The sequence below is a fragment of the Bacteroides parvus genome (assembly GCF_017309675.2).
Classification (GTDB): Bacteria; Bacteroidota; Bacteroidia; order Bacteroidales; family Bacteroidaceae; genus Bacteroides; species Bacteroides uniformis.
This window is the reverse complement of the sequence record NZ_CP084680.1, coordinates 2,843,239-2,868,082: the sequence shown is the minus strand read 5'-3', so window position 1 is coordinate 2,868,082 and position 24,844 is coordinate 2,843,239. Positions and strand designations below refer to the sequence as shown.

Below are 24,844 nucleotides of genomic sequence, written 5' to 3'. Positions count from 1 at the left end.
ATGACCTCTTTAATGTTTTCGAACCGACTCTTGCCGGTTCTATTATTTAACTTTTAATATTTCGGTAAAAATTTACCGAAATATTGATAATTTGAAACGAGATTAAAATATGAGAGAAGAGAATCAATATAGAATAGCTGAACTTATTCTGAGATATTTAGAAACAAAGGCATCGCTAGAGGAAATAACTGAACTAAAAGAATGGATTAGTCTTTCGGAAGAAAATAGAATTTTTTTTCAAAAAATGAGAAATATTTGGGAAATGACAGATCCTTCCACTAGTCAAATGAACATTGACATACAGTCGGCATTACTCAAAACAAAAGTCAAAGCAGGAATCGAACCAGGAAAAACGAATGTTTCCACACCCAAACAAATAGTACTCTATTTTCAACGAATAGCTGCTATTCTCTTTTTTCCTATTCTGATAACCTTGTTCACCCTAATGATGAATAAGAAAGAAGAGTCGCTGACCTATTATAAAGCGAGTACACCTTACGGTTCTATTTCGGAAATTATTTTGCCGGACAGCTCGAAGGTTTGGTTAGATGCTGGTAGTACATTGGAATACCCTTCGCAATTTATAAATAACACACGAAGGGTATGCATGAGTGGCGAGGCATACTTTGAAGTACACGCTGATAAAAATAACCCTTTCATCATTCAAGCTGATGAATTGGAAATTACAGCCACTGGTACGGCCTTTAACGTTGCTAGTTTTACACATAGCATGGAGCAAAAAATCACATTAATATCTGGGAAAGTATCTGTTTCACAAGGCAAAGAAACAAAACACCTACTTCCTGGTCAACAATTAACCTACCAGCGAAACACCAAACGTATGGAAATAACTTCCACCGATACATTTAAATATATAGCCTGGAAAGATGGGATCATCGCATTTAGAGATGATTCTTTAGAAACTATTCTTGATCGACTAGAACAAGTCTATAAGGTCCGATTTGTCATGAAAGACCTTGATATAAAACAATATACATATAGAGCAACATTTAAAGGAGAGAATTTGGATGAAATAATAAATTGTATGGAAGAAGGGGCACCTATAAAATTTCGAAAAAGGTATAACGATTTCAAGCAGGGAGATACACTTACAATAGAAGTAAGTAAAAAGTAACCCGCTATCGGAATTTACAATTATAAAACCGTTGATTGGTATCAGACATACACAAATCTATACCAACAATGGGTTTTATATGATTGGCCTTTTAAAGATAAATAACAATAGCCGCTTAGTGCATTAGTACGAGGTAGATGAGAGCACTTTTCAGAGAATGGATAAAATCAATAGTAACGATGAAATAAGGGTAGTGTAAAATAAACTGTGTCACGCATTATTTCCTATTAGAAAACTCATCGGTCGGGGAACGGCCAGCACCAAGGGGCGGGACCACCCGTCCCGACGAGCGTAAAATTACAATAATTTAAATCGTTCTCCAAACTTTATGGCCAGTTGCTGTGAGATTGTAGCCCAATTGGCAAGTGGCATAGTTCACTCCTTCCGTATATTACGGTATGCAAGATAAACCAGTTTTTCAAGGGCTGTATCCGACGGGAACACGCCTTTGTTTTTTGTTACCTTACGGATCTGACGGTGATACCCTTCAACAGTATTTGTTGTATATATGAGCTTACGAATAGCCGGAGTGTACTGGAAATATTCGGACAGCTTATCCCAATTGTCTTGCCAGGACCCGATAACGATAGGATACTGTTCACCCCATTTTTCTTCCAGCTTAAGAAGTTCATTTTCTGCCGATTCTTTATTTACAGCCTGATAAACGCATTTCAAATCCTTCAGGAATTCCTTTTGATTTTTGGAGCCTACATGTTTGACGGAATTACGAATCTGATGTACAGCACAAAGCTGTACGGCTGCATTGGGATAAACGCTTTGGATTGCTTCAGGAAAACCTCTCAAGCCGTCTATACAGGCTATAAGAATATCTTCAACTCCACGGTTCTGAAGGTCTGTCAGAACACTGAGCCAGAAGTTTGCTCCCTCATTTCTTGATATATACATTCCGAGCAGCTCCTTATGTCCTTCTCTGTCAATACCCAGCACATTATAGATTGCACGTGTAACAGCACAACCACGTTCATCCGTTACTTTATAATGGATGGCATCCATCCAGACTATAGGATAGACAGAATCAAGCATACGTGATTTCCATGCCTTTATGTCCGGAAGTACACGGTCTGTAATGGAACTGATTGTATCTGCCGATACACGATTACCAAGATTCTCTTCCATCCAGTCACTAATCTCACGTGTGCTGTTGCCAAGAGCATACAGGCCAATTATACGGTCAGCAACGTCTTCTGCCAGAATGGTCTCACGCTTCTTAATAAATTGTGGATCAAAACTTGAATTACGGTCACGGGGAGTGGATACGGTTACCTCACCCAATGGAGTCTGGACCTACTTTTGCATTTTCCCGTTACGGCGGTTACCCATCTGACGTTCTTCTTCTGTAAGATATGCATCCATCTCACCCTCCAGAGCTGCATTCAGAATGTTTTCCAATAAAGGGGCAAAAGCACCGTCTTTACCTAACAAAGGCTTACCTGCTTTCAGCTGTTCAATAGCCTTGTTCTTGATACTCTCAAAATCAAATTCTTCTTTCATACAAAAAACAGTGTTAGCAAAGTTAATATTTTATTTCTTTTCTTTGCTGACACAGTTTAATTTACATCCTCCATATCGCATGCTTTCGCAGTGATAGATTATGGTGCCCAGGTCACATTCACCGGTTTCAGCCAACTGGTCGATGACTTTGAAGATGTCATCCACCAGGATGCCGTCCGTCATGATGGCTTCGCGGTAGCTCGGTGAGCAGAAGGGGTGGTCGTTACTTTCAGAGTGTTCTTCATCATAGGCATCATCGTTGCTTTCTTCGGATGCTTGTTCATCAGAAGGTTTTTCAGACTCTGCTTCTTTAGCAGGTTCCTCGGTCGTTTCATCATCCGAAGATTGAGAAGAAGTTTCGTCCTGTTCGGTGTCCAATTCAGTTTCATTGGATGTTTCTTCTGAGTTGTCTGATTGCTCCTTTTCATCGTCGGATTCTTCTTTCCCTTCCTGTGAAGCATCGGCATCCGATTGTGCTTCGGATTCCTCTTTCTTTTCCTCTTCCTTCTTCGGTTCCTCCCTGCTCACCTTATGAGGTCGGAAGGACTGTGCTTCGTCCGATATGTCTACATCCTCCTCAGGTGAGTCGATGAGTACCACATCTATCTCTGGGTCATTGTGCAGTTTCTCCACCAGCGAGGTCCTATCCACTTTGTTGTTGGGTTCGTATGACCAGACTTCATAGGGTAGTTGTTCCTCTCATACTTCTTGATGTCTGCCTTGCGGCATTTCATGATCAAGTGTTGGAAGTCGCAGTCGATGATAACCACCCGGACGCCTTTTGCCACTAAGTAGTTGGCAAAGGTGACTATGACCGGGGTCTGTATCATGTTGTTTTCCGTTTATTAAATTCGCAAGCAAAAGTAAATGCTGGAACAGGGAAAACCTAAATGTACAACATCAATGTGCTTTCGGTTGCTAAAACCGGGGGGTGAATGGATTTCGGAACAAGGGAATCTGAGAAAAATTAGCCCAAAAAGTTACAACTAAAAGTCCCCATTTGACTTTCTGTTGTAACTTAAATCATTAAACATCAATACTAAATCTTCAACGAGCGTCCGTCGTCCACCTCGTCGTAGTTCGTTTTCTTGCCAACTTCCCATTCGCGGTTAGCACTGTGACTGCCGACTCCTTCTTTCCGGAGTTTACCCAATCCTTGATGGGACTTCCGCTGTAAACTTTTGATTGGATTGAGTGTATTCTTCTTGGGCTTCTTCTTCACCCGTTCCACATCAAAACCTTCTTGATACATAGCGCTGCGGGGGGGACTTCACTTCGGGATTCTGGAATATATCACGCAATTTGTCCACAGCATCAGCATACTTGGGAGGACGTTCTGTAGAAATGTCCACCAGGTCCGGACGGTCCACCTTGAATGCCTTGCACAGCATTTCCACTTCGGCTTCGTTCTGCAGGCGGAATTTCTCAATGAAACTGATGCGATTATTACGGTCTATGGCCTTGGCCATGAAAGGCGGCAAGGGTCTGCTCTGGCCATCGTAGTAGATGACACCTTTCTTTATATAGGCATGCTGTTTCTTGAATTTCTGGAAGATTTCTCCCTGCGTGGCCTTAGGATTGAGGGTCAGCAACTGGTCTATGAATGCTTCTATCCGGTCAAAGCGTTGTTCGGGGTAGCAAAGTCGAGCAGTTCTTCTACGGCAAGGACCCGGGCACCATGAATGACGGTCTTGTTGGCATGGTCTATCAGCATATAGCCGTAGGGCTTGTCTTTCTTGCCGAAGAAAACCACATCCACTCCGAAGTTCTTCTTTATTTCCTTCTGCAGTTCTTCCTTGTTGGCGCATACATCCCGGTATTTCTTCAGGTAGGCTCTCAACTGGCGATTGCGTGCCTTATCCTGATAGCCTTTCTTGAACAGGGCTTCAATCTCTGCCAGAGGAATTTTCTTTTGGATTCTGCCTCCTTGCTTGACGAAGACGTTCCCGTCTTTCTGAAAGACTTCATAGCCCATGGTTCCTATCACGGCCTTGAACTGGGTGAAGGAAGAAAAGCTGTACTGTTTGACGGCCTCGATGTCCTTGTCTGTTTTCTGCTGCCGGTCCATACCGAGTATCTTGTCAATGAGCGTCTGCATTCATGGTTATGCTGTATCTTGCGACCGTTGGGCGCCACTCTCGAAGTAACAATGTGTAGGTGTGCATTGTCTGTATCGTTGTGGGAATAAATGAGCCAGGGTTGTCCGGGTTCGGCATAGCCCATTTCTTGAAGATACTGGTGCGCGAAATCAAGCAACTGGGCTTCTGACATCTCGTAGCCCTTGCAGGAGATGGCTGCATGGAACTGGGCTTTCTGGATTCTGGGATTCATGGAGGAATATTCCATGAGAAACTGAGCCAGCTCTTCAGGGGTTGGCTTGCGCACTTCACCGAGTGCTCCGAAGTTTTTTATCTCCAGTAACCGGGCTACACCTTTCGCCACCTTCCGTTCATTATAATCTACGGCATGGAAGTTCGAACTTCCGGGTAAAATGGTTGCAATCATCTGAATATTCGGATTAGTTGGGTTCAACGGTTAAAGTATATACCGCACAAACATTACTTCAGTGTTTTGTTTTTTATACACTTGAGTGTAATCAATTCCAAATCCCGTTTGATGCGGTTCATCGTTTCCTGTGTTTCCCGAATGGTTGGAAGCACAATCTCTTGGCTATAGCTGGGTGCGAGTAACCAGGCTACCGCCAGCTCATTGGCTCGTTTGACCACCTGATTTAGGTTTCCGCCTGCCCAGGACAGTTCGTTCTGATTCTTTCGGTAAAATTCTCCGAGTTCTCGGATCAACTCGATGCGTTCCTTCACATCCACATTGAAAAATTCCTGCACTGCAGACAGGATATAGTGGCTCACAGAGTGGAATGAGCCTGATTTTTCCTTCAACAGTTGGGCTTCCTCGGGATAAGCCGTAACTGGAATACTTTGGTTTTCTGTTTCATACTTCCTTTGATTACTTGTTAGCTGGGTTCTCTGGACACCTATTTCGCATAGCGAAACAGCGATTTATCGCTCCGTTGCGGCAGTAATCGGCAAGTGACTCTTGTGAGGACAAAACTCCGTTTTGTAATGACAAGAGTACAACTTGCTTGACAAATCCTACAACGCAGTTCGATGTCTTCCCGGTAGCTTTAGAGACCTCAAAGAAGCACAAAAAACGGCGAAACGCAAAAATTCACAACATCATTCTTGGGAAAAATATTCGGTAATATTAGCCTGATTATCAAGTGTTCCAAATTTCTTTATCCGTAGTTTTCTGCATCTTTGGAACGGCATACGTCTGTATAGAAATCACTTGTTGCCAAGCTGGGCTATTGCCTTGAACTAATGGTTCATCCGTCCCATATTCCAAGGTTGCAAAGGCTATACATACTTCAATGTTCTATAGACAATGACTTCAAGGGCAAAAGGGCATTACTGCGTATGGACTCAGAACAGAAGTGAAAAAGAAGTGTGGAAGCGTATGGAAATGCGGCCGTATAAAAGTATCAACAGCAAATATCATGGTACTTATGACCTAAAACATAGAGAGTGTCTCACTTTTTGAGGGAGTATCGTGGTAACTTTGCATTAAAGTCCATCGGTTGGCTCTGTATGAGATACAAAATGAGTATATTTACGGACATTACTGGTGGCAACAGCTTTGAGTAAGTAGAATCACTAAAACAGGAAGAATATGATTGGAAGTATCATTGGGGACATCGTAGGCAGTATCTACGAGTTCAGTAACATACGAACCAAGGACTTTGAGTTCTTCGGTCGCTACGTGGAATACACAGACGACAGCATCCTGACGTTGGCTACAGCGGATGCGATTCTGGCCGGACGCCTTTCACTGGTGGCGGATTACTATGTCCGGTATGCGGAAGCTTATCCCTCTCCGATGGGAGGATATGGAAACTGTTTCCAGAATTGGGTCATCCAGAAGACAAGAACCGGATATGCTCCGGCATACAACAGCTGCGGCAACGGATCGGCCATGCGTGTAGGTCCGGTGGGTTGGGCATTCGATACGAAAAATGACACCATGAATGCCGCCAAGGTTTCAGCGGAAGGAACGCATAACCATCCGGAGGGCATCAAGGGTGCACAGGCTACAGCCATGTGTATCTTCCTGGCCCGTAAGGGAGCATCGAAAGATGAGATTCAGCAATGTATGGAGCAGGAATTCGGCTATCGTTTCCCGCTCACCATTGCCGAACTGCAAAAACGTTATTCCTGGAATGGAGTTGATGGGGAAGGCAATGGCGGCATCTGTCAGGACAGCGTTCCGCAAGCCATTCAATGTGCGCTGCAGGCTACGGATTTTGAAGATGCTGTCCGTAATGCCATCAGTATCGGTGGCGATTCCGATACCATCGGCTGCATCACCGGTTCCATTGCTGAAGCTCTTTATGGGGTGCCTGCGAACATGTGTGAAAAAGCGATGACCTATCTGCCCGAGAACTTCCAGAAACTGGTTACTGAGTTTGAAGCGAAATACGGAAGTGGACTGCGTAAAACAGAAGGAAGATGACTTTCCTGGAAAAATACATTTGGGTGGTCAATACGCTTTCCCACGCTGGAGAGAAGGGACTTTCTTTGAAGGAGCTCAACGAGAAATGGCTCCTCAATGAAGATCCAGTAATGGCAAACCAATCCCCAGACAGACCTTTGACCGGTGGAAAGGCAACATCCTTATGTCGTTAGGAGTGCTGATTGAATGCAACTGGAAGGATAGCTTTCGCTATTACATTGCCAATCCGGAGAGTTTGAAGAACGGAACGCTGAATCGGTGGTTGCTTGGCACTTATGCCACCGCCCAATGCACAAGTGGACAAAAGACTTATGGAAAATGTACGAAACCGATTAAAAACTTGATACAATGGAAAAGACCAAACAAGAATTACTGAAAGAATGGAGTGAACTGTGGATACCGAAATTTAATGAACTCTCACAGAAGTATAACACTCCGTATTATACCCAATCACCTCTCAACGTAATTGAAACTGACATTGAACTGATGGTAGTAGGAATAAATCCCAAAGGAAACGGGAAATGTACCTCTACCCATACAGTTGATGGTTACTTGGAGGGAAACAAAGAATGGTGGAGCAAGCGGTTCGACAAGGAATTGAAAGATTCCCGTTTTCTTGCCAACGGACGATTGTTCCTTGGGTATGGTTCCAAATACCCGGACAGCCAGATTGATGATGACAAGAAGGTGGTATGGACAAATCTTTCTCCGTTTGAGTCATCTAAAGGTGTAAGTAACTTGAAGAAAGAGCTGTTGGCTGAAGGTATTAAAAGCACTATAGAGCTAATAAACATACTCAAACCAAAAAGGATTGTTTTCATGGAAACAAATGCTTTTGATACGCTCAGAAAGAATATGGATGAGTCTGAGTCAGATGCTATCCAATCTGTTCAAGTCTTTGATAACTTGAAATGGGAAGTTGGCACATTTTTTGGCATTCCAGCAATAAGCATTTTACATCCATCGGCTACTGATTGGTTGGTGAGCAAATATTTCATATCCGTATTTCTCTTTCTTCATAATCTTATCATTCATGAGTTTCCAAACAAACCTTTGAAAGAGATTAGAAATGCAATGCGTAATGAATTAAAACTTTGGAAACAGCGCATCCAGGCAGAAGATGAACTTTAATAGCATAAGTAACTCGCCTTGGTCAAGTGGAACCCCACAAGACCAAGGCGAGTTTTTTAGCCCATTCGCTCACAAATGTAATAATAAACATTCATCTCCAATCGTAATGAATATAGCGCATTCTCACGAAACAAAATCTCCCAAAACCATGAGTTGAAAGCACTGAAAATTAACATTTAAAGAGTTCTAACGTTCTGTGCTATGGGCAGTGTTGGTTCTGTTCAGTCGGTCTGTATATTGTCGAACGAGCATTGAGCAATACTCATTAACGACAGGGTCGGTCGGTTCATTCTCTTTAGAGATATAATTCGCATCAACAATCTTGTTGGTCTTGATGTAACCCGGTTTTCTGTTGTGTACGATGCGAGTGTACACTGCATAAAGGCCGTCTGTTCTCAGCTTCCTTACGATTGCTTTTAATGTAGTTGTCATAAGCTTTTAATTTTACGCTGCCATAGGCTTTTTTGATGGTGTAAGCAGGTGTAAGCAACATCAGTTTTAGTGTAAGCAGTGAGTAAGCGAGTACGTACATTTGGCGCGGTTTCCATTGTCAAGTGTACGAACCGTATAAGAACAACATAGGCTGTAACTCATGTATTTCAATGAGTTACAGCCTATTATTTTAATTAAGCCAATTTGGAATTATTCCTCAACAGCCGCCTGTGCCACTTTCAGATAGAATTGAAAATCAAAATCTTATGCAACTTTAGCAAGTGATTTGTAAGTTTATGATTATCATTCCTGGCAATAGTACATAAAAAGTAGTCTTATTCCTCTATCGCAGCTTGCGCCTCTTTAATTCATATCTGAATATCAGTAGCTTCCCTTTGTTTTGTAAGTAGTTTGTAAGTTTCAGGACTCTTCCTTTTTATGGATTACTTGAAAAAGGTAAGCTGCAAAATGGTTTTAATCATTGAGTTATCTGTATGGGTACTACAGATGAAATAATTAATGTCTTATTCCTTTCTCCTTTCTTTTAATAGTTCAATAATTATATCCTTATCCTTCAGGTTTGAATCAAGTCGTAAAATCTGTGAGTTCAGACTCTCTATCTGTTCCTTCAGAAGCTTGATTGTTTCCCTCAGGTTCTCTGTTTCTTTCTTTTCGCTGGATAACTGTACGGCCAGTTCAGCATCACCTATCAGGTTGTTTGCATTACCGTCCAATGCAACGGCTGCAAGGTGTGCCGATATATGATGCTGTCTCGGACAGAAAAGGGAAAAGAAATTGAAGTCCAATGCTTCGCTGACTTTAATAAGTCTGTTTGTCTCCATTGTCTCCCTTTCCAGTATGCGGTTTATGTGCTGCTGCGGTACACCTATTTTGCGCCCAAGCTCAGATTTGCTCAATCCAAGCTCGTTGCGTCTTTTGTCGATAGCCTGACCTACATGCACGTGTTTTATGTCATTACCCATGCGATTCCTTCAATAAATACGTCTTAAACAATAAATCATCAAACAAATATTTGGTTATATAAACCATTTTATGTTACTTTGTAGTGTAACCTATTCATTTGATGAATACAAAGTTAAACATTAAATATTAAACATCCAATAATTATGTCTGAAAACTTAGAAAAAATCCGTCCGGCACTTGTTGCCCTTGAAGTAGGTGAATCCGTTTCATTCCCCATTTCACGTTTGAAAAGCGTCCGTACCCAGGCCTCAGAGCTTGGTGCCATCTACAACCGTCAGTTCAAGACCAGGACTGACAGGGAAAACCATACCATTACGGTCAAACGAACAGTATAGAAACCAAATCAGGTTTATATGAAGATATTACAGTTTCTGGACCATCTTATACCATACGAAACATTCCTGAATGACCTCTCCTCCAGAATTGTCAGGCAACTGAAAGCCGACAAGGATGATCCTGAATTTATCAGCCAAAGGAAGGCATACGAGCTGTTTGGCCGCAGGAATGTAGAAAGGTGGAAACGTCAGGGAAAGGTGGTTTCCTATAAAAGACCGGGTAAGGTGGAATACCGCACGGCAGACCTCAGGCTCCTGCAGCGTACCACCCAGGACTATTTTGATGAAAGTCAGCCAAAACAGACAGAAAAGCCGGTCAAGAAAGATAAATGATAAACATATTATGGCTAATATTTTAATAATGGTAAACTATATATGTTTGCTTTAGCCGTGATACTCTATGAAATATAAAGAAAGCAATTATAGTAGGTACAGGAATGTGCATCAGTAACCTTTGTTCACCAGCTTATAGTTTTGCCACTTAACAATAAAGCCGGACAGGTATTTGTATCGCACATTCATAATGATTTTATAATAATGAAAGAAATCAGACCAGCGTGCGATCCAAACGGTGTCTATTCAGTCAAGCGCACCTGTGCTGAACTCGGTATCAGCAACAAGACACTCAAAAAATACAGAGAAAACGGGTATATCCAACCGCTTAATCCTAATAATGTCAGCCGTCCGAAATACTCCGGCCAGTCAATAATCGATTGTTGGAACCTGCTCAGTACGTTATGATAAGCGAAACAACCATATGGAAAGTAAGGGAACTTGCCATAGAAGACGTACTCAGTCCTTATGTCAGACTGTCCAGAAAAGGTTCAACACTGATGGGACTTTGTCCTTTTCATTCCGAAAATACCGGTTCCTTTGCCGTTACCCCAAGCAAGAATCTCTTCCACTGCTTCAGCTGTAACCGTGGCGGTGATTCCATTACTTTTATAATGGAAAAGGAAAACCTTTCCTTCAGTGCCGCCGTGGAATTTATTGCCAGGAACCATAATATTCCGGTAGAATACATCAGTGAAGAGCGCAGTGAGGAACAGATGGCCGAAGCCAGGCACCGGGAGTCACTTCTGACAGTTCTCGATACAGTCCAGACCTTCTTCCTACAAAATTTAAGAGCAACAGACAAGGAAGAGAGCCTTGATGCCAGGGCCTACGCATACAGCCGGTGGCATGAGGAGTTCTGTGCCTTTGCCGGAATAGGCTATGCACCGAAAGATGGTCAGGTCTTTATAGATTTCTGCAGAAGCAAGGCTCTGAACGAAGAACTGCTGTACGAACTTGGCATGTTCAAGCGTGGTGAAGACGGCAACACATACGCCATGTTCCGACAGCGTATCATGATTCCCGTGAGAAACAGATGGGGACGCATCATTGCCTATACGGCCAGATACATCGGAGACAACAGGAAAGCTCCCAAGTATATCAACTCGGCAACAAGCATGATTTACTCCAAGGGAGAAACAGTATTCGGTATTGACCGTGCAACCAGACTGCGTGATGCCGACTATTATATCATTGTGGAAGGCGCTCCTGATGTCCTGAGAATGCAGTCAATAGGATACGACAATACGGTAGCGTCACTTGGAACAGCCTGGAGTGACAGCCAGTTCGAACAGCTGAAGAAACATGTTTCTTCATTATGCTTTATTCCGGATTCAGATATAGCTGAAGGCAAATCATACGGACCGGGATTTGAGGCGGTGATGACCAACGGGGCTGCAGCCATAAGAAAAGGATTCCATGTAACAGTCAGGGAACTTCCTTTTGCAGAAATTCCATCCGAAACCGAAGGAGAAATTCAATATGCCAAGAATGATGCAGACAGCTATATCCGCAGCAGGGAAGATTATACTTCACTTCCGGAAAAGCATTTTATCATCTGGTTGGCACAGAAACGTTTTCTGGTAACCGGTTCCATGGTAGAGGAAAGAAAGTGTGTTGCGGAAATAGCAGACCTGTTGCGCTATATAAAAGACCAGCTTGTGTATGACCAGTGTATAGAACAACTCTCCAGACTGCACGGCAAGGTAAAGCTATGGCGTGATGCCGTTACCCAGGCACGTGGGGAAGCCAGGAGAAGGAACGACAAACCTGCGGCCATGAACGAGATGCAGCGTGAAGCTGAACTGCTGCGCCAGTTCGGTCTGTTCGTCAGGGAAAACTGTTACTACTCCATCGGTGAAGATGATGATGAACCGTCAAGAATCTCCAACTTCATAATGAAACCACTGTTCCATATCGAGGATGAGATAAACGGAACCAGAATCTTCCGTATGAGGAATATGTACAATGTATGCAGGGTCATAGAACTGAAGGAGTCTGAATTATGCTCGCTGAGCAACTTCCAACAGAAGGTTGGTTCACTGGGCAATTATGTATGGCTGGCCAAGATAGACAAACTCAACCGTGTAAAGGAATACCTGTACTCAAAGACCGATACGGCAGAACGTATCAGAAAACTTGGCTGGAATGCAGCTGAAGGATTCTTTGCTTTTGGAAACGGAATATTTTTTGCAGGCACATTCAATGCTGTTGACGAATTGGGTATAGTCCGTTGTATCAACGGCAAGGCCTTCTATATACCGGCCACTTCAAAAATCTATCTAAACAATCCGGAGATATTCCAGTTTGAAAGACTCATGGTACATGAGAACCATAACGGGATAAAACTGTATGATTACGTAAAAAGACTTATGGAAGTGTTCAGTGAGAATGCAAGCATAGCCTTCTGTTACCTTCTTGCCACCCTCTTCCGTGACATCATATTCAGACGCACCCGTCACTTTCCCATCCTGAACCTTTTCGGTGAGAAAGGAACCGGTAAGACAACCTTGGCTACTTCCCTCCAGTCCTTCTTCCTGCACGGAGTTGATCCGCCCAATCTCGGTGTAACTTCCGTACCTGCCATGAACGACCGTGTATCACAGGCAGTCAATACTCTTGCCGTGCTGGACGAATACAAGAATGACCTTGACATCCGCAAGATAGCCTATCTGAAAGGACTCTGGGGTGGTGGCGGTCAGACCAAGAAGAATACAAACACAGACGGTATGGCAGCACAGACCATTGTTACAACAGGTGTAGCCCTTTGCGGCCAGGACAAGCCGACACAGGATATGGCACTCTATACCCGTGTCATCTTCCTTGCCTTTTCAAAGACATCATTCAACCAGAATGAGAAAAGGGTTTATGAAGACCTTGTATCAGTATGCAACATGGGGCTTACCCACCTCACTCTGGAGATACTGGGACACAGGGAACTGTTTGAAAAAAACTTTCCGGAAATATATTCCATCACCAAGCGTGAACTGGCTGCGAAACTGGAAAATGAAACCATCCATGACCGTATATTCGGAAACTGGGTTATTCCATTGGCTACATTCAGAACACTGGAGACAGTCATTGACGTACCTTTCAGTTATGCGGAGCTTTTTGAAACAGCAGTCAAAGGAATACGCAACCAGAATGAGCTGGCTCAGGAAAGTTCAGAGATAGCAGACTTCTGGAGTATGCTTCAGGGATTCCAGACTTCAGGGAAATGTATCGAGAAGGCACATTACCGCATAAGGTATATGAAATCCTTCCGTCCGTTGTCTGTCAAGGAAGATATAGAATTTAAGGAGGCACGTCCGATTCTCTATCTGAACACAGCAGCCGTTGCATCACTGTTCAACAGCCGGAATGCAGGTTCAACTTCCAACCGCTCGAACTGGTCCACCATCATGTCTTACCTGAAATCCCATGCTTCATATTTGGGACTGAAACAGGACAGATTCACCATACTTCTGCCAAGCGGACTTCCTGACTACACCATTGACATTGTGAATGGAGAGCAGGTTAAGAAGGTAAAGGTAAACCGACCTAAGGCATTATGCTTTGATTATCTCCAGTTGAAAGAGACTTTCGGGCTGGATCTTGAAACTGAGGTTGTGGCTGAAGTGCAAGATATGCAGGAAGGAATGTAAATCAAAAATGATTATGTATATATTCTAATTTGAAATGATAATATTTTGAAAGAGAGTTTTATCTATTAAAAAGTTTGAAGTTAGTATTTTATAATTTATATCTTTACATTTTAGTAATATGGATTTTTTTTGTAATTTTGCCAAGCATATACATATCAGTACATTTATGAATAAATACGAACAGCAAAAAATTATAGAAGTTGTATTGTACATCCTCAATAAAACTGGTGGAATTGATTTCTATCATGTTTTTAAAATTATATATTTTGCCGAATTAAAGCATTTGGCAAAATGGGGGCATCGTATTATCACAGATAATTTATGTGCACTTGATTATGGTCCTGTCCCAACTATGCTATATGATGCTGTAAAAGGAACAAATGCAAAAGGTACTTTTTTGGCAGATTTGTTTAAGGAGAATGTAAAATTTGCTGGTAATGATGCTCCAAATGTTTTACTGGCTGAAGCTCCAGCAAATATGAATTATATCTCTGAATCAGAAATTGAAGCATTGGATGAATCAATTGCCGAAAATGCTAGTTTGACTTTTGGACAACTAAAAGAAAAGTCACATGACCAAGCCTGGTATGAAGCTTTTCATAGAGTAAATGGCACAAATGTTATTTCACCTATAACAATGCTAAAAGTGATGCATGCTGATGAATCTATTATTGAGTATGTAAAAGAACAGCTTGAACTTGAAGAAGAGTTTGTATGACAACGTTATTTGAAATGCTCAATAATGATAGTATAAAAGCCATTGCTAAAAATACGGTAAAAGTAGGTGATGTTTATCGTATAAAGATGGATGAAAGAAATGGTATCAAACCCAAGGCTGGAGATAAGTCTCGAAATAAGTATTTTATTGTACTTGGTTTTGATAGTGAAGGAAATGCTTATGGAGGAGTAATCATAAACTCTGAAATAAATCCTAACATACCTCAATCTATGAAAAATTGTCATTTGCATATAGAGTGTAGTAAGTATAGCTTTTTAGATCATGACTCATATGTTGATTGCTCAAAATTAAAAATAGCGAATATTGAGAAATTTGGAAAATGGCAATATCTTGGCTTTTTCTCTTTAGAAGATGTTCAGTTAATAACAACAACCATTCAAGGCAGCCCAAACGAAACAAAAGAACATCTTGCTATGTTTGGATTATAATTTAAATAATAAAACTAAAAACATGTATTGAAGACGTAACGACTTTATGTTGTTACGTCTTTAATTTTATCAAAATCGTTGTTTTTGTATTGATATAAAACTAAATGAAAAATTATCATATGATGTATCTATTCCTGATGTATCCAATCTTCTGAAGCAGTTTCATTCTCAGCTTTTCCGGATAAGCAATCTCCACCTTGTCACCGAGAGCCAGTATTTCATCAACCAGTTCATCAGTCACAAGAAGTGTGTAATCAAATGACGTGAAAGTCCCCATATCATTCCTTTCTACCTGAGAATGGTGGAAAGGATGCTTCCTCAGATAATCAGCAAATGGACCGTAAGCCCTTAGAGTAACCTCTTCCGGCAGCTGTCCGGTTGGAGCTACAACACCAATGGAGTCTGAAAGACGAGTAGCCAGCGAAAATCTGCAGTCAGTCTGAAAACTGTTTCCGCTGAGATAGATTCTTGTCAGTGCATCAAGAGGAACAGCACAGAATTCTGATCCGTTCCTGTACCCGAGCAAATACCAGCGGTTATGGAACAGCTTCAAACCTTCCGGTCGGAAACGGCCTTCCACTTCATTGCCCTTGTCATTCGTATAGAATATGTACAGTTCATGCCCTTCGCTGATACACTCCGATATATCCGGCAGGTATTCAATACCATTTGACATGTCAGGCAGTACAACACGATGGAACAGACACGGACTGCTTTTAAGAGCCACATCAATGATACGGGTGTTGAACAGCCAGTTTCGGCAACTGTCACCGAGTATTTCATCCAGATTCTGGATATAATATGTATAGTCCTTTCTGTTACATGCAATGACTATACCAAAATTCTCCTCAATCATCTTTCTGTGATGATGGAATGTGCGCAGATTCAACGGCTTTCCATTGTATAAGAAATGATGCTTCCATATCTCACAAAGCCTTTCAAAAGTGACCTTTCTTTCCTGATAGACTGTATGTAACAGCCAAATGTAACGGTTGTAGATATTGTTCATAAAACTACTTCTCGTAACTTGTTTAACAATCTAAATATAAGCATTATAAATGAGATATGCAAGAAAATTGCACATCTATTTTTACAATATTTTCAGTATAATACGGACTGGTTTTCAGTACAGATTTACTATGTCCATGCCTTTCTTTACTGCCTCCCTGCAGGTGTAGAATGTCCCACCATAAGGTTTGCCGTCATAAAAGGCTATCACGCCGCATGAATGCTCCAGCATGAAATCATTGCGCCTTAGAAGACATCCTTTGAAATAATGTTCACTCAATACGATAACCCGGTCAGCCTGGGAAATTATTTTATGATAACGCTCTTTTTCCATGGATGGCCACCGGCAGCTCTGTCTTCTGAAAGGTACAACGGCAATGAGCCGTATATCCGGATACTTTCCCTTCAGTGATAATACAGTTTCAGCTGCCATCAGGTCGAATCCCATGGCCATGCCTGAATAGAAGCTGGTTATACCCGATTTGCAAGCGACGGACACGGCTTCAACAAGCCGTGCCCTTATTTCATTCTGCCTTTCTACGGCAACAGTTCTGTGTCCCGTGAAAGCCAATGACTTTGATTTTTCTGATAATATTCCGTTCATAGTTTTATACTTTATAATGGGTTCTTGCAAGGAAGATGCCTTCAATGACATTTGCTCCGAAACTCTCCAGCTGATTTGCATACATACCGAAACTGATTCCGCGTGTTATTACATCATCGAAGACTATGACTGCCTTTCCTCTGAACCACTCTTCATCAAACTCGATAATGCTCACCTTTCTGATTTCCTTTTCATCCTTGCGGTTTTCATGAATAGCAAGTCTTTCTCCGCATACCCTTACATGGTCATATCCGTTTATCGCTCCTGTGAGTTCACATACCCTTCTGCAGAAGTCCATATACCGGATTTCATTCTTTCTTACTGATGATGCTGGAACCGGAATGAATACCAACTGTGAGCATCTGCTGCCGTGTTCCTCAATCATTCTTGCAGCCGTCATCTGTGCTACCGCTTCATGAGACTTTCCGTCCTTGAAGTCATAAACCAACTGTCTGTCGGCGATTTCCTTCTCGCCCACATTCTGAATACGTTTGGGAAAATACTTGCAGAACCATGTCTGTGGCTTTTCCAACTGCTTTCTGATGCTTTCGTCCATCTGTACCATACGCTCTGATTTTTTTCCCTTCTGTCAGCAAGTTTTTCAGCTTGCCCGAAGGATATTTTTGCAGTTCTCAGAAGCGCAGGCATTCAATAAGGCAAACTACAAGGGAAGCTGAAAATACGCTCAACCCCGTTTGAGGAAGATTTTCAGCCCTGTGTTTGACGTTTGCAATGCCGGAGATACCTTTGCAAAAAAATATCTGCAGAGGCATGCTGAACAAACCTGTGGCTGTAATGGTACATTAGGATAACCATGTATCCCTTTCGCATCAGATGTTTTCAGATAATAAAATGCACCCGTTTCAGGGGTGACAGTGTTGACAAAGAGTATCTGTCAGTGTATCAGACACTTCATATAGAAATCATACGTTGACAAACGTTGACAAGTGTAGCCACAATTTTCTGTCCGCTAAAAATCCATAGCCAAACGTTGACACATTATAATACTCTATTCTTTATAAGAAAAATCAGAAAGAATATAATATACTGTATTACAGCAATTTCCCAGACTGACTTTATACCGGATTTTCATTGGATTTGCTGTCAACGCTGTCAACCATCAAATATATTCCTTCCTGATTTTCATAAAAAAGATTCGCTATCAATCGCCAAACCTGCTGTATTGAATATGAGAGGTAACACATAATCCATACAAATCCCACAATCTCCGGAATAATCCCATATTTGACGTATTGACAGCTAATAATCAGTTATTTACATTTGCGGTATCCCATAAACGAAAAGATTAACCAGCATGAGATATAATGAAAGTCGTTCCGGAAAAGACATATTCAGTAAAGGAGGCAGCACGCTACCTGGGTGTTCACCGCTGCACCATCTATGCCTATATCCGTTATTTGGAAAAGCCGCTGGCTTTCCTGAAGATACCTGACAAGGCAAAAAGGGTGTTCAGAGGAATCGACCTGATAGCCTACAAGGAAACCGGTCTGCCCAAACGTGGCCGCAAGCGTAAGGAACACCGTTAGTTCAGTCTGTCCCATGGAATGGTATCCAGGACATTATATTGGGTATTCATAGCTGCGAGTTCAAGAGCCAATAGCCTTGCCCTTAGCCTGACATCCTCCATGTCGGCCACGGCCTGAAGGAACTCCGAAGGTTCCATTGCTCCTGACTGAATCATCCACTCCCTTGCACATTTCTCAGGAACAACGGCACTGACGAAAGAGAGTATTTCTTTTGCTATGCAGCTGGCTGTGCCGTCACCGGCTTCAATGGTAAAGCAGAACGGTACACCGCTCGAAGTCTTCCTCCTGAAATTGAGAAACCGGATTCTATCCATGTTTTCCATAGAAACGCTCCACCCATGCCGGGCAGAGATATTAAAAATATTACGACAATTTTCCATTTACCATACACTTATAGTTTTGTTTTCATTTACCTGCTATAATAAGCAGCCGGTCTTGTCTGTGACGGATAGGACCGGCCACTTTTGTTTATCTACAACTTATTCAAACCTTGCAAGAAAATTCTGTAGTCTTTGGTCTTGAATTTGTTTTAGAGGAACTGGTTTGAAGTTACATAGTTGTTGAACTTTGAATTTGCCCAAACCTTCTTCGGCCATGTCAAGTTCCACATTTGATAGTTCATTCAGTGAGATGTATCCATATTCATCTTCCATAAGTCCAATAACTATACCAAAAAGGATTACATCATCGCCTTCTTGATTTCCTTCAAGGATGAACCAACGAATCGAACCAATAGCAAAAACAGCACGGCAAATAGCTTCATTACCTTTTCCATCCTGTGAATACAGTGGATACCCTTCCAGAGCTTCCATTAATTGTGTTGTCATTAATCTACACATATTGACTAAAAATTTAATAGGTTGTTTAATAAGTTTAAAATCTCATTTTTTTCCCTTTTGTAAAGCTCATTGAGCTTCATAGCCGGGAAAACCGTTTTATGTGCATTAATAACTGCGGACAAAATAGAGAATAAGACAAGTGTGAAGTCAGAGAATGCAGACGGAATACCCAAATTTTTGAAGTATGAGAAAATTTGTGGAAGGCTGCCGTCAAGTCCTCCGACTGAAAGCGCAAGCGTCACTTGGCGTTTCTCCAGTCCGCAGTACCTTTGCACATAAGAAACGGTTCCGGCTATGATGCTCCAATGATTTCCTGATATTCAGTATTCAAAGATTCTGAAGAGCATAGTATCCGTTTTCAGACAAACTACCGGTAACCAGTTGCCAATGTCAGAGCCTTTGAAGTGAAGAGCAGCGCAACCTTAAAGGCTCTGTCTTTGGCAACTGTCCTGATTTATCTGCATGATTGTATGAACCTGTCGGGTGAAACTTGCCTGGTATCGGGATACGAAGCAAGTCAGCCTGTTAGTTTCCGTAGCATAAGGCAAGTTGTTCCGGCATCGCATGAAATACGAACAGTCGGAACAGATTGCCTGTATTTTAAGATGGGTATTCAAGGATATAGGACGTTCCGTCAGTGCAAGCTTTAGCCTGCATCATCGGGACGGTCTGCTTGTATTCATTTTTCAGACATATTATCAATAACCAGTTGTCAATGTCAGAGCCTTTAAAGTGAAGAGTAGCGCAACCTTAAAGGCTCTGTCTTTGGCAACTGTCCTGACTTATCTGCATGATTGTATGAACCTGTCGGGTGAAACTTGCCTGGTATCGGGATACGAAGCAAGTCAGCCGGTTAGTTTCCGTAGCATAAGGCAAGTTGTTCCGGCATCGCATGAAATACGAATAGTCGGAACAGATTGCCTGTATTTTAAGACGAGTATTCAAGGATACAGGCCGTTCCGTCAGTGCAAGCTTTAGCCTGCATCATCGGGACGGTCTGCTTGTATTCATTTTTCAGACATATTATCAATAACCAGTTGTCAATGTCAGAGCCTTTAAAGTGAAGAGTAGCGCAACCTTAAAGGCTCTGTCTTTAGCAACTGCCCTGATTTATCTGCATGATTGTATGAACCTGTCGGGTGAAACTTGCCTGGTATCGGGATACGAAGCAAGTCAGCCGGTTAGTTTCCGTAGCATAAGGCAAGTTGTTTCGGCATCGCATGAAATACAAACAGTCGGAACAGTTTGCCTGTATTTTAAGAAAAGTATTCAAGGATATAGGACGTTCCGGCATTGCAAGCTTTAGCCTGTATCAGCATAACGGACTATTTGCTTTCGTTTTCAAACATGTATCCAATAATTAGTTACGATATTGGAGACTTTGGGGCTTTACACGGCTAAATTAGCCGAATATTATCTAATTCATTTTTAAACTTTATACATTATTACTATCTTTGCGTATAACGCAAAGAAATTGAGAATACAATGGCCAATATTAATAGATTAAAAGTTGTTTTAGTAGAGAAAAAGAAAACCAGTAAGTGGTTGGCTTCTGAGTTGAAGAAAGATCCAGCAACAGTATCTAAATGGTGTACGAATATTTCACAGCCAGATTTACAGACTCTGACTAAGATTGCTCTTTTGTTAGGTGTTGAAGTTCGAGATTTAATTAATAAGAACGAGGATATTTATGAGAACACCGAAGCAATTCAATAATATAACGGAACGTGTTATAGATGATTTGAAACAGGTATTGTCTTCGGGTAATAGCCAAATCTCTATAGCTGCAGCCAGTTTTTCTATTTATGCATATGAAGCATTGAAAGAAGAACTGGAAAAGGTGGACTGTGTAAATTTTATTTTTACTTCACCGACATTCTATACGGATAAGTCTGAAAAGCAAAAAAGAGAGTTCTATATTCCTAAACTAAATCGTGAAAGGAGTCTTTTCGGATCTGATTTTGAAATAAGGCTTCGAAACCAGCTTACACAACGAGCTATTGCAAGAGAATGTGCAGACTGGATTCGTAGAAAAGCACGGTTCAAGACAAACATAACTCATGGTTCTATGAATACCTTCCTCAATATAAAGGAAGGCGAAGAAACATATACATATATGCCTTTTAATGAGTTTACAACTACTGAACTTGGGCTTGATAGAGGAAATAATATATGTCCGATGGTTGTAGGTATGCCTGGACATAGTTCTACAGATATGTTTCTGAAGAATTTTGCAGAATTATGGAAAGACAAAGAGAAATTTCAGGATGTGACAGATAATGTCATAGAAAATATCGAAACCGTTTATAAGGAGAATGCACCGGCTTTTATCTATTTCATTACGTTATACAATATCTTCAATGAGTTTTTAGAAGACATCAGTGAGGATGTATTACCTAATGAAGCTACAGGATTCAAAAGTAGTGTTATATGGAATAAACTGTATAATTTCCAGCGTGATGCATCATTGGCAATCATCAACAAACTGGAAAAATACAACGGGTGTATTCTTGCTGATAGTGTGGGATTGGGAAAAACATTTACGGCTCTTTCAGTTATCAAGTATTACGAAAACCGAAACAGAAATGTATTGGTTCTTTGTCCCAAAAAGTTGAACGACAACTGGCAGACATTCCGCTCCAACTATAAAAATAATCCGGTATTGGCAGACCGTTTGCGTTATGACATTCTGTTTCATTCCGACCTGTCAAGGGATAAAGGTTTGAGTAATGGACTTGACTTGGAACGGGTGAACTGGGGGAATTATGATTTGATTGTAATAGATGAAAGCCATAATTTCCGCAATGGTGGTCGGTTTGACAATGAGGATGAAGATGATGATTTCAAGGAAAACCGTTATGCCCGACTGATGAATAAAGTTATACGCAGTGGTGTGAAGACAAAGGTTCTTATGCTTTCCGCTACACCGGTAAACAACCGTTTCAGTGATTTGAAAAATCAACTGCAATTAGCGTATGAAGGAAAGGCCGAGAATATAAACGATTTGCTTGATGCAGGAAAGAATATAGATAGCATTTTCAGAGATGCGCAGACTGTTTATTCTAAATGGGCTAAATTGCCTCCGGAAAAGAGAACAACAGAGAAGCTGGTAGATTCATTAAGTTATGATTTCTTCCAGTTGCTTGATGCAGTTACCATAGCCAGAAGCCGAAGCCATATCATCAAGTATTACAACACGAATGATGTGGGCAAATTTCCTAAGCGCTTGTCGCCTATATCGCGTAGACCTAAACTTACGGATTTGAACGATGCTATTACCTTTGCAGATATAGCAGAAATGCTTAACAGATTAAATCTTTCCATATATACACCTTCTCTGTTTATTTTTGAGAGTGAAAAAGTCAATTACGGAATAGATTTTGAAGGCGAGGGACTCACCGTAGATGGTCGTGAAAAAGGTATTCGAAAATTGATGGCTATCAACTTGCTGAAGCGTCTGGAAAGTAGCGTGAACTCTTTCCGTTTGACTTTGACAAGAATACGTGATTTTATAAAAGATTCTATTACGGCTATTGATAAATTCCAGGAAAGCGGTGCAGGTACAATAGATGTAACTGATTTTTCAGAGGATTTTGATACTGAAGATAATGAAAATGATCCGTTTGTAGGTCGTAAATCAAAAATCAATCTCCGGGACATGGATTATGTGAGTTGGCGGCGTGATTTAAAAGCTGATTTGGAAGCGCTGGAACTGCTAATCCTTATGCTGAAGGATATTACGCCGGAACATGATATGAAATTGCAACGGCTGGTAACAGACTTGAAAAACAAGTTTGAACATCCAATCAATGATAGCAATAAGAAAGTGTTGATATTTACAGCTTTTGCCGATACAGCAAACTATCTCTATGAGCAACTTTCGGGTAGGATTCTGAACGATTGCGGATTACATACAGCTCTGATAACCGGCAGTACAGAAGGGAAATGTACGTTGCCGAAACTGAAATGTACATTCAATGATGTATTGACCTACTTCTCTCCTTTGTCAAAAGACCGGGATGCTATTCATCCGAATGATACAAGGGAAATAGATGTACTGATTGCAACCGACTGTATCAGTGAAGGACAGAATTTGCAGGACTGTGATTATTTGATTAACTACGATATACATTGGAATCCAGTACGTATTATTCAGCGTTTTGGCCGAATAGATCGTATAGGAAGCAAAAATGATGTGATTCAGCTTATGAATTACTGGCCGGATATGGAATTGGATGATTACATCAAGCTGAAAGGTCGTGTGGAAAGTAGAATGAAAGCAACGGTTATTACCAGTACAGGGGATGATAATCTGTTATCTGCTAATGAAAAAGGTGATTTGGAGTACCGCCGCAATCAGTTGAAGAAATTGCAGAATGAAGTGGTAGATATTGAGGATATGGATACTGGTGTCAATATTATGGATTTGGGACTGAATGAGTTCCGTTTGGATTTATTGGCAAATCTGAAAGAGCATCCCAATATGGATTTGACACCGTTTGGTATGAGTGCGGTGGTCAATGCTTCCGAATTGGTGGAACCGGGTGTTATGTATGTGTTGAAGAACAAGAACAACAGTGTGAATATCGACCGCTCTAATCTACTGCATCTGTTCTATATGGTTTATCTTTCTCATACAGGAACCGTTATCTGTGACCATCTGTCACCTAAAAAATTGCTTGACAAGATGCGTTATGCCTGCAAGGATAAAACAGAACCGGATAAAATACTCTGCAAGCAGTTCAATAAGGAAACACGTGATGGAAAGAATATGCATCATTATAGCGATTTATTGAAAATGGCTATAGAAAGTATCATTACGGTAAAAGAAGAAAATGATATAGATAGTTTATTCTCTGTTGGAGAGACATCAGCTCTTACTAATATTATCAAAGGTTTAGATGATTTTGAATTGATTTGTTTTTTGGTTATAAAATAGCTTTATGGAAAATCTTTTGAACTTGCCTGTATCGACCATAGTTGATAAAACCGTCCCTAAAAATGCTTTTTGGGGACGAGATTCTTCTATACGTAATATTCTTACTCATGAGTTTGATAGTATCATTTGGCTTTATAAGTTAACTCCTGCAACTTTAAATGTTGAGAAGGGGAATAACGTTGATGAAATAGATATTTTTTATTGTAAAATGAAAAATGACAATTATGATATTAACATCTTTCGTAATATTGATGCATTGTTGCCTAGGCAAACTTTATTCATAATTGAGCATAATAATAAATTGGATTTATTAATCCACCATAAAGAAATGACCATAGTTAAAGGTGAACAGAAATGGATTTGTAGTTCACCGGAAATAAAACAATGTATAGAAAAAGAATCATTTTGTTTACAAATTATTGGTCATACAATGGATACCGTATATAGTGGTTTATTAAACCAGATTTCATCTTTAAACATTCGAACAGAAGATGAATATAAATTAAAAAAGGCCAATATCGAGGTAATAACGAACTTAAAAAAACAAATTTCAATTCTTGAATCAAAGGCTCGTAAGGAAGTTCAGTACAGAAAGAAGTTTGAACTGCACCAAAAAATATTGGTTTTGCAAAATGAGTTGGATGCACTCAAAAACTGTGATATTAATTAAGTTTTGAATAAATAATTGAACCTTATAAAAATAAATC

At 40.9% G+C, this 24,844-nt stretch carries 22 protein-coding genes and 4 pseudogenes; 14 read left to right on the top strand and 12 right to left on the bottom strand.

Features of this window, described 5'->3' with window-relative positions; all coding sequences use genetic code 11:
* Window positions 1-109: 109 nt before the first annotated feature.
* Window positions 110-1,135 (top strand): FecR family protein, encoded by a 1,026-nt coding sequence (locus JXR92_RS11570; RefSeq protein WP_117599458.1) that lies wholly within the window; start codon window positions 110-112, stop codon window positions 1,133-1,135.
* Window positions 1,136-1,432: 297 nt separating this feature from the next.
* Here JXR92_RS11570 and JXR92_RS11565 read toward each other — a convergent pair.
* From JXR92_RS11565 to JXR92_RS11545, 5 genes and pseudogenes are all read right to left on the bottom strand, one after another.
* Window positions 1,433-2,647 (bottom strand): annotated as a pseudogene (locus JXR92_RS11565) (IS256 family transposase).
* A gap of 30 nt (window positions 2,648-2,677) precedes the next feature.
* Window positions 2,678-3,175 carry a hypothetical protein gene (locus JXR92_RS11560; RefSeq protein WP_373153097.1) on the bottom strand — a complete coding sequence of 166 codons (498 nt, stop codon included), beginning with the start codon at window positions 3,173-3,175 and terminating at the stop codon, window positions 2,678-2,680.
* 51 nt (window positions 3,176-3,226) lie between these two features.
* A pseudogene (locus JXR92_RS11555) lies at window positions 3,227-3,477 on the bottom strand (chromosome partitioning protein ParA); the annotation flags it as partial.
* Window positions 3,478-3,686: 209 nt separating this feature from the next.
* Window positions 3,687-5,152, bottom strand: a pseudogene (locus JXR92_RS11550) (relaxase/mobilization nuclease domain-containing protein).
* A gap of 53 nt (window positions 5,153-5,205) precedes the next feature.
* Window positions 5,206-5,600: pseudogene (locus tag JXR92_RS11545) on the bottom strand (hypothetical protein).
* Window positions 5,601-6,334: 734 nt separating this feature from the next.
* Between JXR92_RS11545 and JXR92_RS11540 the strand changes: the two are divergent.
* The 3 genes from JXR92_RS11540 (at window position 6,335) to JXR92_RS11530 (ending at window position 8,305) form a co-directional block, all read left to right on the top strand.
* Window positions 6,335-7,174, top strand: a complete 840-nt coding sequence (locus JXR92_RS11540) for an ADP-ribosylglycohydrolase family protein (RefSeq protein ID WP_117600526.1) — start codon at window positions 6,335-6,337, stop codon at window positions 7,172-7,174.
* A 163-nt stretch (window positions 7,175-7,337) separates the two neighbouring features.
* Complete coding sequence (locus tag JXR92_RS11535; protein WP_117600527.1) at window positions 7,338-7,550, top strand: hypothetical protein; 213 nt, start codon at window positions 7,338-7,340, stop codon at window positions 7,548-7,550.
* On the top strand, window positions 7,523-8,305 hold the full coding sequence (locus tag JXR92_RS11530) for a hypothetical protein (RefSeq protein ID WP_138345467.1): 783 nt from the start codon (window positions 7,523-7,525) through the stop codon (window positions 8,303-8,305). Before JXR92_RS11535 ends, JXR92_RS11530 begins: the two co-directional genes overlap by 28 nt.
* Before the next feature lie 186 nt (window positions 8,306-8,491).
* Here JXR92_RS11530 and JXR92_RS11525 read toward each other — a convergent pair whose 3' ends face one another.
* Both JXR92_RS11525 and JXR92_RS11520 read right to left on the bottom strand, forming a co-directional pair.
* Window positions 8,492-8,737, bottom strand: a complete 246-nt coding sequence (locus JXR92_RS11525; protein ID WP_226791151.1) for a hypothetical protein — start codon at window positions 8,735-8,737, stop codon at window positions 8,492-8,494.
* Window positions 8,738-9,261: 524 nt separating this feature from the next.
* On the bottom strand, window positions 9,262-9,720 hold the full coding sequence (locus tag JXR92_RS11520) for a helix-turn-helix domain-containing protein (protein ID WP_055298279.1): 459 nt from the start codon (window positions 9,718-9,720) through the stop codon (window positions 9,262-9,264).
* Between the two features lie 144 nt (window positions 9,721-9,864).
* Here JXR92_RS11520 and JXR92_RS11515 point away from each other — a divergent pair, with 144 nt between their 5' ends.
* From JXR92_RS11515 to JXR92_RS11490, 6 genes are all read left to right on the top strand, one after another.
* Window positions 9,865-10,056, top strand: coding sequence for a hypothetical protein (locus JXR92_RS11515; RefSeq protein WP_007843190.1), 192 nt, complete (start codon window positions 9,865-9,867; stop codon window positions 10,054-10,056).
* 18 nt (window positions 10,057-10,074) lie between these two features.
* Window positions 10,075-10,389 carry a hypothetical protein gene (locus JXR92_RS11510; protein WP_055298277.1) on the top strand — a complete coding sequence of 105 codons (315 nt, stop codon included), beginning with the start codon at window positions 10,075-10,077 and terminating at the stop codon, window positions 10,387-10,389.
* 204 nt (window positions 10,390-10,593) lie between these two features.
* Window positions 10,594-10,797, top strand: a complete 204-nt coding sequence (locus JXR92_RS11505; RefSeq protein ID WP_005649194.1) for a hypothetical protein — start codon at window positions 10,594-10,596, stop codon at window positions 10,795-10,797.
* Window positions 10,794-14,033, top strand: a complete 3,240-nt coding sequence (locus JXR92_RS11500; protein ID WP_206897462.1) for a DNA primase — start codon at window positions 10,794-10,796, stop codon at window positions 14,031-14,033. Before JXR92_RS11505 ends, JXR92_RS11500 begins: the two co-directional genes overlap by 4 nt.
* A gap of 166 nt (window positions 14,034-14,199) precedes the next feature.
* Window positions 14,200-14,751: a Panacea domain-containing protein gene (locus JXR92_RS11495; protein WP_055298275.1), complete on the top strand. Its 552-nt coding sequence runs from the start codon at window positions 14,200-14,202 to the stop codon at window positions 14,749-14,751.
* Complete coding sequence (locus tag JXR92_RS11490; protein ID WP_055298273.1) at window positions 14,748-15,200, top strand: hypothetical protein; 453 nt, start codon at window positions 14,748-14,750, stop codon at window positions 15,198-15,200. The genes JXR92_RS11495 and JXR92_RS11490 overlap by 4 nt, the downstream gene beginning before the upstream one ends.
* Before the next feature lie 115 nt (window positions 15,201-15,315).
* On the opposite strand, the gene JXR92_RS11485 is transcribed toward JXR92_RS11490, so the two are convergent.
* From JXR92_RS11485 to JXR92_RS11475, 3 genes are all read right to left on the bottom strand, one after another.
* Window positions 15,316-16,209 (bottom strand): helix-turn-helix transcriptional regulator, encoded by an 894-nt coding sequence (locus tag JXR92_RS11485; protein WP_055298271.1) that lies wholly within the window; start codon window positions 16,207-16,209, stop codon window positions 15,316-15,318.
* Window positions 16,210-16,323: 114 nt separating this feature from the next.
* Window positions 16,324-16,812 carry an SLOG family protein gene (locus tag JXR92_RS11480; RefSeq protein WP_055298269.1) on the bottom strand — a complete coding sequence of 163 codons (489 nt, stop codon included), beginning with the start codon at window positions 16,810-16,812 and terminating at the stop codon, window positions 16,324-16,326.
* A 4-nt stretch (window positions 16,813-16,816) separates the two neighbouring features.
* Window positions 16,817-17,377 (bottom strand): phosphoribosyltransferase, encoded by a 561-nt coding sequence (locus tag JXR92_RS11475; RefSeq protein ID WP_055298267.1) that lies wholly within the window; start codon window positions 17,375-17,377, stop codon window positions 16,817-16,819.
* A 760-nt stretch (window positions 17,378-18,137) separates the two neighbouring features.
* On the opposite strand from JXR92_RS11475, the gene JXR92_RS11470 reads away from it, so the two are divergent.
* Window positions 18,138-18,359 carry a helix-turn-helix domain-containing protein gene (locus JXR92_RS11470; protein ID WP_055298265.1) on the top strand — a complete coding sequence of 74 codons (222 nt, stop codon included), beginning with the start codon at window positions 18,138-18,140 and terminating at the stop codon, window positions 18,357-18,359.
* Here the strand turns inward: JXR92_RS11470 and JXR92_RS11465 are convergent.
* Window positions 18,356-18,739 carry a hypothetical protein gene (locus JXR92_RS11465; protein WP_055298263.1) on the bottom strand — a complete coding sequence of 128 codons (384 nt, stop codon included), beginning with the start codon at window positions 18,737-18,739 and terminating at the stop codon, window positions 18,356-18,358. The genes JXR92_RS11470 and JXR92_RS11465 overlap by 4 nt on opposite strands.
* A gap of 99 nt (window positions 18,740-18,838) precedes the next feature.
* Window positions 18,839-19,198: a hypothetical protein gene (locus tag JXR92_RS11460; protein ID WP_055298261.1), complete on the bottom strand. Its 360-nt coding sequence runs from the start codon at window positions 19,196-19,198 to the stop codon at window positions 18,839-18,841.
* A 1,485-nt stretch (window positions 19,199-20,683) separates the two neighbouring features.
* Between JXR92_RS11460 and JXR92_RS11455 the strand changes: the two genes are divergently transcribed.
* The 3 genes from JXR92_RS11455 to JXR92_RS11445 are packed head-to-tail and all read left to right on the top strand — an operon-like array spanning window position 20,684 to window position 24,807.
* Complete coding sequence (locus JXR92_RS11455; protein ID WP_055298259.1) at window positions 20,684-20,914, top strand: helix-turn-helix transcriptional regulator; 231 nt, start codon at window positions 20,684-20,686, stop codon at window positions 20,912-20,914.
* A complete protein-coding gene (locus JXR92_RS11450; protein ID WP_055298257.1) occupies window positions 20,889-24,137 on the top strand; it encodes a helicase-related protein in 3,249 nt (1,082 codons plus the stop codon). Before JXR92_RS11455 ends, JXR92_RS11450 begins: the two co-directional genes overlap by 26 nt.
* A gap of 4 nt (window positions 24,138-24,141) precedes the next feature.
* Window positions 24,142-24,807, top strand: a complete 666-nt coding sequence (locus JXR92_RS11445) for a DUF4391 domain-containing protein (protein WP_055298255.1) — start codon at window positions 24,142-24,144, stop codon at window positions 24,805-24,807.
* The last annotated feature ends 37 nt before the right edge of the window (window positions 24,808-24,844 follow it).